Source organism: Micromonospora sp. MH33, from assembly GCF_003013775.1.
GTDB classification, from domain to species: domain Bacteria; phylum Actinomycetota; class Actinomycetes; order Mycobacteriales; family Micromonosporaceae; genus Micromonospora; species Micromonospora fulviviridis.
Genome location: NZ_MUYZ01000001.1, coordinates 81,340 through 94,995, shown reverse-complemented (window position 1 = coordinate 94,995; position 13,656 = coordinate 81,340). Strand labels below are relative to the sequence as shown.

The window sequence follows — 13,656 nt, the reverse complement described above, 5'->3', positions numbered from 1 at the left end:
CCGCTCCGGCGGTGGCCGCGTCCGCTTCTGCGGTCTGGCCGGGCCGACGGACCGGCCGGCGTGGCTTCATAGGAGCGTGGCCTCGCCCCAACTGACGCGTGCCCACCGACCGGTCCCGTTCACCCACTCACACCGAACGGGAGAACAGCACCGATGGTCGTCCTCGGCGTCGACGCTCACAAGCGCAATCACACCGTCGACGAACTTGGCCGCAAGCTCGGCCAGCACACCTGTGGCACCACCAGCGAAGACCATTTCAAGCTCATGCTCTGGGCCGAACAATTCGGACCAGACCGACAGTGGGCTGTCGAGGACTGCCGCCACCTGTCCCGCCGACTCGAACGCGACCTCCTGAGCGCCGGCGAACGCATCCTGCGAGTCCCACCCAAGCTCATGGCCCACGCCCGCGATGCCGCACGCAGCTACGGCAAATCGGACCCGATCGACGCCCTGGCCGTCGCCCGCGCCGCACTGCGAGAGCCGGATCTGCCCGCCGCGCAACTCGACGGCCCAGCACGCGAAGTCCGGCTGCTCACCGACCACCGCGACGATCTCGTCGCCGAACGAACCCGCACCATCAACCGGCCGCCATGGATCTCGTCACGCGCTGCCGGCTGCTCACCGAGCAGATCACCGCGCTGGAACGTGAGCTTGAGCCGCTCGTCGAGCAACTCGCGCCCGCGCTGCTCGCCATCAAAAGGCTGCGCCACCTTGACCGCGGCGAAGATCCTCGGCGAAACCGCTGACATCCGCCGTTTCCGCTCTCGCCACGCCTACGCCCGCCACAACGGCACCGCACCCCTGCCAGTCTGGTCAGCCAACCGCGAACGCCGCCGCCTGTCCCGCACCGGCAACCGGCAGCTCAATGCCGCCATCCACCGCATCGCCATCACCCAAGCCCACTACCACCCAGACGCCCGCGACTACCTCCAACGGCGCCGCACCAACGGCGACAGCACCACCGAATCCATCCGTGCCCTCAAACGCCGACTGTCAGACATCGTCTATCGAGCACTCCTCACCGACGCCAAAGACAGCAACATCAACATGGCTGCTTGACATAGGAGCAAGCGGACGTGACCAGGCGGCGGGTGGGCGAAAAGATCGGCAGGGTCTCGGTGGCCGTGGACGGCGACGAGTGGGTGGCGGTACGGCCAGAGGACTTCGCGCGCCTGGAAGCCTGCCGCCGTCAGGTCGGCGCGAGCGCTGCGCGGGCCACCCGGCTGGAGCATGAGGTGCGCCAGGCGCGGGCCCGCCTGGCGCGGATCGAGGCGATCCTCGCCCAGGCGGGCCCGGCCGACTGCGTGTGTGAACGTCTGACCGCGGCACTGCGGGTCTCAGGCGCGGCGCCCGCTGTCAGAAGTCGTCGTCGAAGCTGACGCTGCCGGTCACCCCCACCTGATAGGCCGACACCCGCCGCTCGAAGAAGTTCGACAACTCCTGCACGTCCTGCAGCTCCATGAAGGCGAACGGGTTGGCCGAGCCGTAGTGAGGGGCGATGCCGAGCTGGGCGAGCCGGCGGTCGGCCACGTGCTGCAGATACTGGCGCATGTCGGCCGGCGACAGCCCGGAGACGCCCTGTTCGAGCAGGTCCTCGGCGAACTGGACCTCACACTCGACGGCCTCGGCGAGCATCTCGATCACCTGCCGTTCCATCTCGGCGTCGAACAGCTCCGGCTCCTCACGCCGCACGGTGTCCACCACGTCGAAGGCGAACGCCATATGCATCGACTCGTCGCGGAACACCCAGTTCGTGCCGGAGGCCAGCCCGTTGAGCAGACCCCGCGAGCGTAGGAAGTAGACGTAGGCGAACGCGCCGTAGAAGAACAGCCCTTCGATGCACGCGGCGAAGCAGATGAGGTTGAGCAGGAAAGCCCGCCGGTCCTCGCGGGTCTTCAGCTCGCGTAGCTCGAAAACGGAATCGATCCAGCGGAAGCAGAACTCGGCCTTGCGCCGGATCGACGGGATGTTCTCGATGGCCGCGAACGAGGCGAACCGCTCCTTCTCGTCGGGTACGTAGGTGTCGAGCAGGTTCAGGTAGAACTGGACGTGCACGGCCTCCTCGAACAGCTGCCGGGACAGGTAGAGCCGGCCCTCCGGGGAGTTGACGTGCTGGTAGAGGTTGAGTACCAGGTTGTTGGCGACGATGGTGTCGCCGGTGGCGAAGAAGGCGACCAGTCGGGAGACCAGGTGCTGCTCGGCGGGCGAGAGCTTGGCCAGGTCGACGAGGTCCGAGTGCAGGTCGACCTCCTCCACCGTCCAGGTGTTCTTGATCGCGTCCTTGAACCGGTCGAAGAAGTGCGGGTAGCGCATCGGTCGCAGGGTCAGGTCCATGCCGGGGTCGAGCAGCATGTGCCCTTGGCTGGCGCCAGCCGTGCGGGATTCGGGGATCGTTGTCACTGGCAGGCCTCGCAGCTCTCGGGATTCTCCAGGGAACAGGCCAACGCTTCGTCGTCACTCACGGTGAGGACCGGCATGATCGCCGGCGCGACGGCGACGGTGGCCTGCTGGATACGCGTCGCGGGACGCGAGCGCAGGTAGTAGGTGGTCTTCAGCCCGGACTTCCAGGCGTAGAGGTACATTGACGACAGCTTCCCGATGGTCGGCGCGCTCAGGAACAGGTTCAGCGACTGTGACTGGTCGATGTAGGGAGCCCGGGCGGCGGCGAGGTCGATCAGTGCCCGTTGGGGCAGTTCCCACGCGGTGCGGAACAGCTCCCGCACGTCGGCGGGCAGCTCACCGATGCCCTGCACGGATCCCTCGGCGCGCTTGATCTGCTCCCGGACCGCCGGCGTCCACAGCCCGCGCGCCTTGAGCTCGCGTACGAGATAGGTGTTGATCTGCAGGAACTCGCCGGACATCGTCTCGCGCTTGAACAGGTTGGACACCTGAGGCTCGATGCACTCGTAGCACCCGGCGATCGAGGCGATGGTGGCGGTCGGAGCGATCGCGACCAGCAGCGAGTTGCGCAGCCCGTGAGCGGCGACCCGCTCCCGCAGGGCGGCCCACCGTTCGACCTGTGTGGGTTCGGCGCCCCACAGGTCGGGGTGCAGCTCGCCGCGAGCCGCCCTGGTCTCGGCGTACGCGGGATGCGGGCCGCACCGCTCGGCGAGCCCGGCCGAGGTCTCCAGGGCGGTCAGGAAGATCTCCTCCTGCACCCGGGTCGACAGCTCACGAGCCTCGGCCGAGTCGAACGGCAGGCGCAGGGTGAAGAACGCGTCCTGCAGGCCCATCAGCCCGAGCCCGACCGGCCGCCAGCGCGGGTTCGACGCCGCCGTCTGCTCGGCCGGGTAGTAGTTGATGTCGATCACCCGGTCCAGGAACACCACCGCGGTCCGTACGGTCGCCCGCAGCTTCTCCCAGTCGACCCCGTCGGCAGTGACGTGGGCGCCGAGGTTGACCGAGCCGAGGTTGCAGACGGCGGTCTCGGTGTCGCTGTTCACCTCCAGGATCTCGGTGCACAGGTTGGACAGGTGGATCGTGTTGCCCGGGGCGCCGGTCTGGTTGGACAGCCGGTTCGACGGGTCCTTGAACGTCATCCACCCGTTGCCGGTCTGCGCCAGCGTGCGCATCATCCGCCCGTACAGGTCGCGGGCCTTCACCGTCCGGACGGCCTTCTTCTCCGCGACCCGGTAGGCGGCGTCGAACTCCTCCCCGTACAGGTCCGGCAGTTCCGGCGCGTCGGAGGGGTCGATCAGCGACCAGTCACCGTCCGCCTCGACCCGGCGCATGAACTCGTCCGGGATCCAGTTGGCCAGGTTGAGGTTGTGCGTGCGGCGGGACTCCTCACCGGTGTTGTCCCGCAGCTCAAGGAACTCCTCAATGTCCGGGTGCCACGGTTCCAGGTAGACGCAGGCCGCGCCCTTGCGCCGGCCGCCCTGGTTGACCGCGGCCACGCCGGCATCGAGCGTCTTGAGGAACGGCACGATGCCGTTGGACCGGCCGTTCGTGCCGCGGATCAGCGCCCCCCGGCCACGGACCCGCGTCCAGGCGATGCCGATGCCGCCGGAAAATTTCGACAGCTTCGCGATCTGGTGGTACCGCTCGTAGATCGAGTCCAGTTCGTCCCGGGGCGAGTCGACCAGAAAGCACGACGACATCTGGGTGTGCCGGGTGCCCGAGTTGAACAGCGTCGGCGAACTCGGCAGGTACGCCAACGAGGACATCAGCCGGTAGAACGAAATCGCCTCGCCGGGCGTCCCGGACAAACCGCAGGCCACCCGCAGCAGCCAGTACTGCGGCGTCTCCACCACGAGCCGCGACTGGGGGTGGCGCAGCAGGTACCGGTCCGCGACCGTGCGCAGCCCGAAGTACTCGAACCGCAGGTCACCGTCCAGGTTCACGGCGTCGTCGAGCTTGCGGCCGTTACGAGACACGAAATCGGCCGTATCGTCACCGATCAGACCCAGGCTGTGCGCGTACCGGATGGACTGGCTGAAGCTCGCCACGCCCTGCCCGCGAACCTCCTTGTCCACGTACGCGGCGAGCAACCGGGCCGCCAGCTTCGAGTACTGCGGCTCCTCACCGATCAGCTCCGCCGCCGTCTGGATCGACAGCTTGTCCAACTCGGCGGTGCTCGCCCCGTCGTAGAGACCGCTGATCGTCTTCGTCGCGACCCGCAGCGGATCCACCTCGTCGAGGTCGGCCACCCACCGCTCCACCGCCCTGACGATCTTGTTGACGTCCACCGGCTCGGTGTCGCCGTTGCGCTTGCGGACCTGCATCGCATGCCGACGCTGCTCCGGCACCGCCTGATCGGCCGCAGCCTGCTCCTGCGTCGCCGTCATGTCCCCTCCTCACGCCTGCCGACGAGGCCGACGGACACGCAGGGGTGACGCCACTGATCGCCGGACGGCGCGCATACTGGGGCCGGCGGCGATGGCGTCGGCCGTCCCGCGCGGCCTCCGACCGCCGCACGCGGCGCGTGCGGCGCGCTGGCAGGTCTTCGGACTCGCGGGCGTGACCGTTCGGTCTCCTACTGGCCGTCGCTTCCCAGACCTTTCGGTCCAGTGCTTAATGACGGCGGTCGTTCCCACTCACCGCTGCGGGGCAGTCCCGGACTCGCACCGGGTTCCCTCTTGCCTCGACCACCCGCCAAGGCGGTCGAACCAGCTGCGTGGGCCACCATATATGGCCCTGCCGCTTCCCGGGAAACACCAGATGTCGTGTCGTCGTGTCGGTTTGATCTCAGTGGGCATGGTCGTCGATATGCCGACCCGCCGGTCGTGACGGCGCCCGGCGTTCGGACCTCGGGCGCGTCCGGTGCAGCGGGGAAAATCGACACCGGGCCGGTAGCGCTCGACGCGCTCCTCGCTCAGTTGGTGAGCGCGGCGCGCCACTGGGCACGACGGACGTCGGAGGGGGTGAGCACGCAGTCACCGCAGCTGCCGCCGCCCGGTATGCGGTAGAACAGGCAGCAGGAGCGGCGGACGAAGAACCGGCGGGGGAGTGCGGGATCGGGGCGCTCGAACCAGCCGGTGCCGTGCAACGGCGCCAGGTCGAGCACGGCCTCGGCTAGGGCCCCCGCCCGATCGCTCAGAGTGGGATCCGCCGCGGCCAACATGGTGGCGGCGCCGGCCAGGGCGGACGCGGCGTTGCCCCACAGTACCTTGAGCGACAGCCGATATCGATGCGCGAACTCGGCCAGGACCGGTGCGACGATCCCAGCGACGATCCGGTCGGCGAACATCGCCGCTGGATCGGCGGTGGGCATCGGCGGGTCGGTTGCGGAGGTTGCCATCGGCAGCGGTCCGGCGATGACAGGTCGCCACCACAGGTTCGCCACCGTCAGCGCCGGCACCGCGCCGGCGGCGACCGTGGCGGCAAATGCCGGGGACAACAGCCGGGCGAACAGGCCGAGCGACACGGTCGACGCGACGACCCGCTGGTCGAGCGCGTCGGCGGCGAGCCCGGCCCGGCTGGCCAGCATGCTCCCGGCGGTGACGATCCGATCCGCGAGCACCGCCGGGTCGCTGACGAACTCGTCCACGGGCCGCCAGCCCTCGTCGGGTCGCCACGGCTCGAGTGCGAAGAACGGACCGAACTGAGCCAGATTCACAACGCGTCTCCCCGCCGTCGATTCCGCACCTCGTCGCACCCGCTGCAGTGTCACGTGCCGCCCACCCGTTGACACACCGGGTGGGCGACCGTAGCTTCCCGGGAAGCAAATCGTGACGGTGTGCGGAAGCCGGTGCAAAGCCGGCGCGGTCGCGCCCCTGTAACCGCCACTCGCGGGAGCCAGATACGGGCGCCGTCAAACCGTCGTACAGCAGGATCGCGATGCGCGGCTCGCGACCGTTCGCCGTGGCTCCGCTGGGCGCCGCATCGGCCGGCGCCGCCAGGCCGGTCGCGGCCAGCCCCGTGCCCACTCCGCCAGCAACGGCTGCTCGCAGGATCGCGCGCCGTCCACGATCCACACTCATGACCCCGGTTCCTCCTTGAAAGGCAGTCCTCGGGTAGTCGAGCCAGCGCGCGGTCCGGTTCCCGGACAGCCGGCCTCCCGCCGGTTTGCGTGTTGGCCATGCACCGTGCCTGCGCCGACCGGCGGAGGCCGCCATCGGAGCGAGGGGCGTGGCCGTCGGATGACGACAACACTGGCACTGACCGCGCTGGTCGACGGCGGGCCCGGCTTCTGGCGCCGGATCTCCCCTGCGAGCTCTGCCTGGGTCAGGCAGGGCCCCTCAGTCTTGGATCGTTATTGCCAAAGCTTGGCAACTACGTAATGCTTGCAGCAGTGGGCGGGTGTCCCGGCTCGCGATGATCCGCACCTCGCCGGGACACCCGCCCGCTGCGCTGTCGCCCAAGAGGAAGGAGCCTGCTGGTGGGCGTCTACACGCTGCCCGACATGCCGTACGACTACGGTGCGCTGGAGCCGGCGATGTCCGGCGAGATCCTGGAGCTGCACCACAGCAAGCACCACGCGGCGTACGTGAAGGGCAGCAACGACGCCCTCGACCGGCTGGCCGAGGCGCGGGAGAAGGGTGACTTCGCGGCGCTGGTCGGGTTGGAGAAGGCCTTCGCGTTCAACCTGTCCGGGCACGTGCTGCACTCGATCTTCTGGAACAACCTGTCCCCGGACGGTGGTGACCGCCCGGACGGGGAGTTGGCCGCCGCGATCGACGAGCACTTCGGCTCGTTCGAGGGTTTCGCCGGGCAGCTGTCCGCCGCGACGACGGGCGTGCAGGGTTCCGGCTGGGGCGTGCTGGCCTGGGAGCCGCTGGGGCAGCGGCTGATCGTGGAGCAGGTGTACGACCACCACGGCAACGTCGGGCAGGGCGCCACTCCGCTGCTGGTCTTCGACGCCTGGGAGCACGCCTACTACCTGCAGTACCGCAACGTGCGTCCGGACTACGTGGATCGGCTGTGGGATCTGGTGAGCTGGGCTGACGTCACCGCCCGTTTCGACGCCGCCCGCGCGGTCACGTCCAAGCCGTGACTGGCGTGCCGCGACCGTTATCGGTCGCGGGCCTCGTTCAAGTGCCGCTTGAGTCGTGGCGGCCCGTAAACCTGACCGGTCACGTACTTGTCTCATCGGCTCGGCACGAGTGGCCGTCGCCTCGGCAACCACAGGAGCACATCAATGGGTAAGCCTCTGTCCACCCGAGTGATGGCGCTGGCCGCCGCCGTTCTGGTCGCGGCCGGCTGCTCGTCGCCGACGGCCTCGCCGGACACTGCGGGCGGTGCCGCAACGCTGGTCGTGGCGACCTCGGGTGAGCCGGACACCCTGAACCCCGTGCTGAACTATGGCGTCGACGGTGGTTCGTTGATCTTCGACGGGCTGGTGGCCCGCGACGCCCGCAACCAATTGGTGCCGGCACTGGCCCGGGAGCTGCCCACCGTGTCGGCCGACGGGAAAACGGCCACGGCGAAGCTGCGGGACGGGGTGCTGTTTCATGACGGCAGCCCGTTGACCGTCCAGGACGTCGTCTTCACCTACCGGGCGGTGCTGGACCCGAAGGTCGACTCGACGCTGCGCTCGGACCTGGACATGCTCGCCTCGGTCACCGCGCCGGACCCGTCGACCGTGGTGTTCACCCTGAAGTACGCATACGCGCCGTTCCTGCAGCGGTTGGCGCTGGGCATCGTGCCCGCGAAAGCCTTCGCCGGTAAGGACGTCAACACTGCCGAGTTCAACCACAAGCCGGTGGGAACCGGCCCGTACCGGGTGACGTCGTGGACGCCGGGGGATCGGCTCGTGCTCGTGGCCAACGAGAAGTACTGGGGCGGCAGGCCGGCCAACTCCGGTGTGGTGGTGGCGTTCGTCGCCGACGACAACGTGCGCGCGCAGCGGATGCGGGCGGGGGAGTTCGATGCGGCGGAGTTGGCGCCGAAGCTGGCTGCCGGGTTCGACAAGCAGGGTGGGTACTGGGTGCAGCGGGTGCCCACTGCCGACTATCGGAGCGTGATGCTGCCGATGGGGAACCCGGTCACGGGCGACGTGGCGGTGCGGCGGGCGCTCAACGCGGCAGTGGACCGGCAGGCGATGGTGACCGGTGTGCTCGGCGGGGCGGGGGAGCCGGCGTTCGGGCCGGTGCCGCCGTCGTCGGAGTTCGCCGAACCGTCCATTGCCGGCAAAGCAGTCGCCGACCTGGCCGCCGCGACCGCCGCTCTCGACGCTGCGGGCTGGCAGCCGGGCCCGGACGGCGTCCGGGTCAACGGCGGCCGGCAGGCCGCGTTCACGCTCATGTATCCCGCCACCGACAGCCTGCGCAAGGAGTTGGCGCTCGCGGTCACCGCCGACGCGAGAAAGGTCGGGATCAAGGTGACGCCGGAAGGGCTGACCTGGGACGCGATCACGCCGCGGATGAAGACCGACGCCCTGGTCATGGGATACGGCACCCCGTACGACCCGGACTTCGTCTCCTACAAGCTGTTCGGCTCCGCATTGGCCGGCCAGGGCTTCTTCAACCCCGGCTCCTACAAGTCCCCAGTGGTTGACCAGGCGCTGCAAGATGGCCGCGACCAGGCCGACCCCGCCGCCCGCAAGATCGCCTACGCCACGTTCCAGAAGCAGCTCGCCGCCGACGTGCCGTGGGTGTTCCTCACCTACCTGCAGCACACCTACGTCGTGAAGGACGCCGTCGCCGGGCTGATGCCGCGGGTCGAGCCGCACGAGCACGATGTCGCCAACAGCCTCTGGTGGAACATCCACACGTGGACGACGAAGCAGTGATCGCGCCGATCCCGGCCGGCGGATCGAACCCGCCGGCTTTGGCGAAGGCCCCGTCGGATACTTCGCCTGGCCGCCGACGTCGACTGGCCGGCGCCGGCACCGTGATCCGCCGCCGGGCGCTGGTCGCCGTGCCGGTCCTGGCTGCCACCAGCGTCGGCATGTTTGCCCTCGGCGCGGCCTCCCCGATCGACCCCGCCCAGCAGTATGCGGGCGCGGCCGCGTTCACGACCAGCGAGGAGAACCTGGCGCAGATCCGCGCGAACTGGGGAGTCGACGACCCGCTGCCGGTGCAGTACGCCCGCTGGGTCGGCAACCTGCTCCGCGGTGACCTGGGCTGGTCGACCAGCCGACACGAGCCGGTCACCTCGGTGCTGGCCGCCCGCGCCGGCTGGACCCTGCTGCTCGTCGCCGCCGCCCTCGCGTTGGTGCTGGTGACGAGCCTGCTGTTGGGCACTCTCGCCGCATACCGGAGGGGTGGCTGGTTCGACCGGGGCCTGCGCGCCACCGCGTACGCGGTGCAGTCGATGCCCGTGTTCTGGATCGGTCTGGCCGCGATCGCCGTGTTCGCCCTCAGCCTGGGTTGGCTGCCCGCCGGTGGACTCACCGACGTCACCGCCACCGGCACGGACGCCGCGGACGTGGCGCGGCACCTGATCCTGCCGGTGACCGTCCTGGCGATCTCCCAGGCGCCATGGTTCGTACTGTTCATCCGCGACGCGGTCGCCGACAGCCTCCGCGACGACCACGTCCTCGCCGCCCGCGCCCGGGGCCTGCCCGGCCGTACCGTCCTGTTCGGCCACGCGCTGCGCACCGCGCTGCTGCCGTTCCTCACCCTGGTCGGCACCCACCTGCCCGAACTCGTCGGCGGCGCGGTGCTGGTGGAGACGGTGTTCTCCCTGCCCGGCCTCGGCGCGATCACCGTGCAGGCCGCGCTGGGCGCCGACTTCCCGCTGCTCGCCGCGACCACGCTGGCCACCACCGTCGTGGTGCTGGCCGCGAACCTCGCCACCGACCTCGCCTACACCGCAGCCGACCCACGGGTACGCCTCGATGACTGATCTTGCCCTGCCCGCCCGGCCTCGGGGGCTGAAACCGCGTGCCGGACGTGCCGGCGTCACCGTCGCCACGGCTCTGCTCGTCGGCGCGGTCGCCGCCTGCCTGCTCGCCCCGGTCCTGTGGCCGCTCGACGAGAGCGCCGTGGACCTGGCCCGTACCCGGCTCGCGCCGTCCTGGCAGCACCTGGCCGGCACCGACGACCTGGGCCGCGACGTGGCGCTGCGCAGCCTCTACGGGCTGCGGGTCTCCCTGCTCGTCGGCGCGGTCGCCGCGCTCGTGGCCACCGTCATCGGCGGCCTCGTCGGCGCCGTCGCCGGCACCGTCGGCGGGCTGGTCGACCGGGTGCTGATGCGGATGGTCGACACCATCGCCGCGTTGCCGCACCTGCTGCTCGGCATCTTCATCGTGGCCATGCTGCGCCCCAGCCTCGGCGCGGTGATCCTGTCCATCGGGCTGACCCACTGGCTATCCACCGCCCGCATCGTCCGGTCCGAACTGCTCAGCCTGCGCACCCGACCGTTCATCGACGCCGCCGTTTCCGGCGGGGCCAGCCGTGTCCGGGTGCTCACCCGGCACCTGCTGCCGCACGTGCTGCCCCGGCTGGCGTTGGCGACCACGCTGATGGTGCCGCACGCCGTCTGGCACGAGACCGCCCTGTCCTTCCTCGGCCTCGGCCTGCCCCCGCACCTGGCGTCGATCGGCAACATGATCAACGACGGGCAGCGGTCGCTGCTCACCGGCGCCTGGTGGGCCAGCATCGTCCCCGGCCTCGTCCTCGCCGCCGTCACCCTGGCCCTGGCCACCCTCACCGGCCGGTGGCGCGACCGCCTCGACCCCCGCGTCCGAGCGGAGCTGAACCTGTGACCACCAGCGCCCCGGCCATCCCCGACACCGGCCAGCGGTCGGCTCTGCTGGAGGTCGACGGGCTGACCGTCCGTTTCCGGCTCCGCGACGTCGTGGTCCACGCCGTCACCGACCTGCGCCTGCAGGTGCACCCTGGGGAACTCCTCGCGGTCGTCGGCGAGTCCGGGTGCGGCAAGTCCGTGCTCGCCCACGCCCTGCTCGGACTGCTGCCCGGCAACGCCACTGTCACCGGCCACGCCCTCCTGCACCCACCCACCGGCGAGCCGATCGACCTGACCGGCTGCGGTGAACGGCAGCTGTCCCGGGCGGTGCGGGGACGCCAGCTCGGGCTGGTGCCGCAGAGTCCCGCCACCGCCCTCACTCCGGTCCGCACCGGACGGCGGCTGCTGGAGGAAACCTTGCGCGCCCACGGCCACACCCGACGCGACGCCACACCAGCCGCCGACCGCCTCGCCGCCGACGTCGGCCTCGACCCGGTCGACCTCGACCGCTATCCGCACGAATTGTCCGGCGGCATGGCCCAACGGCTGGCCACCGCGCTCGCCCTCGCCCCGGACCCGCCGCTGCTGCTGGCCGACGAACCCACCACCGGCCTGGACCGGCCGCTGGTCGACCACACCCTCGACCTGTTACGCCGCCGCTGCGACACCGGCGCGGCCGTCGTGCTCATCACCCACGACCTCACCGCTGCCCGCCGAGTCGCCGACACGATCGCTGTCATGTACGCCAGCCGCATCGTCGAACACCGCCGAACCGACGCCCTGTTCACCGCACCGGCCCACCCCTACACCGCCGGGCTGCTCGACGCACTACCGGAGCGGGCCTTTCGACCCGTTCCCGGCCACCCGCCCATGCTCACCGACCTGCCCATCGGCTGCGCGTTCGCTCCACGCTGCGACCGCACCACCGACGTGTGCCACGACCCGCCCGGCCCGAGCGGGGACGGCGCCGGCCGGGTCGCCTGCCACCACCCCCTGACCGACGGAGGGCGGGCATGACCGCCACCGCGCTTGCCGCGCATCAGGTCACCGTCTCCTACGGCCGACAACGGGTCCTCGACCGCGTCGACCTGCACATCTCTCCCGGGGAGACAGTCGGTCTCCGCGGCCCGTCCGGCAGTGGCAAGTCCACCCTCGCCCGGGTCCTCGCCCTCCTACACGCCCCCGACACCGGGCACGTCACCCTCGACGGCCAGCCCGTCGTCGGCGTCCGCCACCGGCTGCCCGCCGCACTGCGGACCCGGGTCGCGATCCTGTTCCAGAGCCCCCGCGCCGCCACCGACCCCCGGCTCACCCTCGCCGACATCATCGCCGAACCACTGCACGCCACCGGCACCCACAGGCAAGAGGCGGCCCGGCGCGCGGCGGAGCTTGCCGACCTCGTCGGCCTTACCCCGGACCTGCTCACCCGGCGTCCGCACGCCGTCAGCGATGGCCAACTGCAACGCGCCTGCCTGGCCCGCGCCCTCGTCCACCAGCCCGACTACCTCATCTGCGACGAAGCCACGGCCATGCTCGACGCCTCGACCCAGGCCCACCTCGCCGCCGTCATCACCGACTACCAACGCCAGCACACCGCAGGTGTCCTGCTCATCACCCACGACCCGGCCCTGATGGCCCGCTGGGCAACCCGGACCGTCGACCTACCCGTAAACCAGTAGACCCCGCCTCGGCGCCGCCCAACTGCCACGCGTGCCGGGCTGTGCCCTACCCGGCAACCAGTGGCGGCGGCTCGCGTAACGGCACATGATCGAAACCGGTGATGACCGCGGCCGCCGCCTGGCAGCGGGAGCGTAGGAGGATCCAGCGGATCAGCGGACATCGCCGAACCGAGCCAGTGGGCGTCCTCGTAACGCCACATCGGACGCCGAGAACACTCGCCGAAACCGCCTGGCCACTGCCGGCCTCGTCTCCGACCGCTGCCCCTCGCCGTAGCGGGTTGTCGTTGCGGAGACGGCCTCCGCCAGGTCAGCAAGAGCGGCGTTCCCGGCTGTCGGTGGTGTCGGCATCGACCATGGCGGTGATGAGGTCGTCGCGGGCGCGGGCGACCCTGGACCGGATCGTGCCGACGGGGCAGTCGCAGACCTCTGCGGCTTCGGCATACGAGAGGCCGAGCACTTGCGTGGCGACGAACGCTTCCCACCGCTCTGGTGGAAGGTGGTCCAGGAGCCGCCACAGGATGACCTTGTCCTCGACCGGGAAGGCGCGGGCGGCTTGCGAGTGTGTGCCGGTGTGCGAGTCTTCCAGCCGGGTCGGCTGGGGTCGGGCGGCTGCGGCGCGGTGGTGGTCGATGACGACCCGTCGGGCGATTACGAACAGCCAGGTTCGGGCGGAGGACGCGGCGGTGAACTTGGGCAGGCTGCGCAGTGCCCGCAGGTAGGTTTCCTGGGTCAGGTCGTCGGCCTCGTTAGGCCCGGCGAGGTGGGCGATGAGCCGCCATACCTGCTGCTGGGTGGCGCGGATGAACGCGGCCGCGGCGGCCTGATCGCCGTCGCCGGCCGCAAGGGCAAAGCGGGTCGTCCGTGTCTTGTCGTCCACGTCCGGTCCTCCACGCTGCGGATGTTT

General features: G+C 70.4%; 12 protein-coding genes and 2 riboswitches. Of the genes, 8 read left to right on the top strand and 4 right to left on the bottom strand.

Going from position 1 to position 13,656, the window contains the following annotated elements:
• Positions 1-153 precede the first annotated feature (153 nt).
• Both B0E53_RS00430 and B0E53_RS36765 read left to right on the top strand, forming a co-directional pair.
• Complete coding sequence (locus B0E53_RS00430; protein WP_107074076.1) at positions 154-1,059, top strand: transposase; 906 nt, start codon at positions 154-156, stop codon at positions 1,057-1,059.
• Positions 1,060-1,091: 32 nt separating this feature from the next.
• Positions 1,092-1,379, top strand: coding sequence for a hypothetical protein (locus B0E53_RS36765; protein WP_146167524.1), 288 nt, complete (start codon positions 1,092-1,094; stop codon positions 1,377-1,379).
• Here the strand turns inward: B0E53_RS36765 and B0E53_RS00425 are convergent.
• The 3 genes from B0E53_RS00425 to B0E53_RS00415 all read right to left on the bottom strand — a co-directional run bounded on the left by B0E53_RS00425 (position 1,357) and on the right by B0E53_RS00415 (position 6,058).
• The gene (locus tag B0E53_RS00425; protein WP_107074075.1) at positions 1,357-2,400 is read right to left on the bottom strand and encodes a ribonucleotide-diphosphate reductase subunit beta; all 1,044 of its coding nucleotides are present in this window, start codon (positions 2,398-2,400) and stop codon (positions 1,357-1,359) included. The two genes, B0E53_RS36765 and B0E53_RS00425, sit on opposite strands and share 23 nt — an antisense overlap.
• Positions 2,397-4,787, bottom strand: a complete 2,391-nt coding sequence (locus B0E53_RS00420) for a ribonucleoside-diphosphate reductase subunit alpha (protein WP_107074074.1) — start codon at positions 4,785-4,787, stop codon at positions 2,397-2,399. Before B0E53_RS00420 ends, B0E53_RS00425 begins: the two co-directional genes overlap by 4 nt.
• A 146-nt stretch (positions 4,788-4,933) precedes the next feature.
• Positions 4,934-5,113, bottom strand: a riboswitch (cobalamin riboswitch).
• A gap of 201 nt (positions 5,114-5,314) precedes the next feature.
• On the bottom strand, positions 5,315-6,058 hold the full coding sequence (locus B0E53_RS00415; RefSeq protein WP_107074073.1) for a (2Fe-2S)-binding protein: 744 nt from the start codon (positions 6,056-6,058) through the stop codon (positions 5,315-5,317).
• Between the two features lie 124 nt (positions 6,059-6,182).
• Positions 6,183-6,245: riboswitch (cobalamin riboswitch) on the top strand.
• Between the two features lie 575 nt (positions 6,246-6,820).
• Here B0E53_RS00415 and B0E53_RS00410 point away from each other — a divergent pair.
• The 6 genes from B0E53_RS00410 (at position 6,821) to B0E53_RS00385 (ending at position 12,752) form a co-directional block, all read left to right on the top strand.
• Positions 6,821-7,435 carry a superoxide dismutase gene (locus B0E53_RS00410; RefSeq protein WP_107074072.1) on the top strand — a complete coding sequence of 205 codons (615 nt, stop codon included), beginning with the start codon at positions 6,821-6,823 and terminating at the stop codon, positions 7,433-7,435.
• A 144-nt stretch (positions 7,436-7,579) separates the two neighbouring features.
• Entirely contained in the window at positions 7,580-9,172 is a 1,593-nt protein-coding gene (locus tag B0E53_RS00405) for an ABC transporter substrate-binding protein (RefSeq protein WP_107074071.1), read from the top strand.
• Entirely contained in the window at positions 9,154-10,230 is a 1,077-nt protein-coding gene (locus B0E53_RS00400) for an ABC transporter permease (RefSeq protein ID WP_246835130.1), read from the top strand. Before B0E53_RS00405 ends, B0E53_RS00400 begins: the two co-directional genes overlap by 19 nt.
• Positions 10,223-11,092, top strand: a complete 870-nt coding sequence (locus B0E53_RS00395; RefSeq protein WP_107074070.1) for an ABC transporter permease — start codon at positions 10,223-10,225, stop codon at positions 11,090-11,092. The genes B0E53_RS00400 and B0E53_RS00395 overlap by 8 nt, the downstream gene beginning before the upstream one ends.
• On the top strand, positions 11,089-12,090 hold the full coding sequence (locus B0E53_RS00390) for an ABC transporter ATP-binding protein (RefSeq protein WP_246835129.1): 1,002 nt from the start codon (positions 11,089-11,091) through the stop codon (positions 12,088-12,090). The genes B0E53_RS00395 and B0E53_RS00390 overlap by 4 nt, the downstream gene beginning before the upstream one ends.
• On the top strand, positions 12,087-12,752 hold the full coding sequence (locus B0E53_RS00385) for a dipeptide/oligopeptide/nickel ABC transporter ATP-binding protein (protein ID WP_107074069.1): 666 nt from the start codon (positions 12,087-12,089) through the stop codon (positions 12,750-12,752). Before B0E53_RS00390 ends, B0E53_RS00385 begins: the two co-directional genes overlap by 4 nt.
• A gap of 307 nt (positions 12,753-13,059) precedes the next feature.
• On the opposite strand, the gene B0E53_RS00380 is transcribed toward B0E53_RS00385, so the two are convergent.
• A complete protein-coding gene (locus B0E53_RS00380; protein ID WP_210405832.1) occupies positions 13,060-13,629 on the bottom strand; it encodes a sigma-70 family RNA polymerase sigma factor in 570 nt (189 codons plus the stop codon).
• Positions 13,630-13,656: the final 27 nt, after the last annotated feature.

Excerpts from the sequence above, each read along its gene's own strand:
- B0E53_RS00430 (WP_107074076.1), top strand. The coding sequence starts at position 154 with ATGGTCGTCCTCGGCGTCGACGCTCACAAGCGCAATCACACCGTCGAC.
- B0E53_RS00420 (WP_107074074.1), bottom strand. The coding sequence starts at position 4,787 with ATGACGGCGACGCAGGAGCAGGCTGCGGCCGATCAGGCGGTGCCGGAG.
- B0E53_RS00405 (WP_107074071.1), top strand. The coding sequence starts at position 7,580 with ATGGGTAAGCCTCTGTCCACCCGAGTGATGGCGCTGGCCGCCGCCGTT.
- B0E53_RS00395 (WP_107074070.1), top strand. The coding sequence starts at position 10,223 with ATGACTGATCTTGCCCTGCCCGCCCGGCCTCGGGGGCTGAAACCGCGT.
- B0E53_RS00385 (WP_107074069.1), top strand. The coding sequence starts at position 12,087 with ATGACCGCCACCGCGCTTGCCGCGCATCAGGTCACCGTCTCCTACGGC.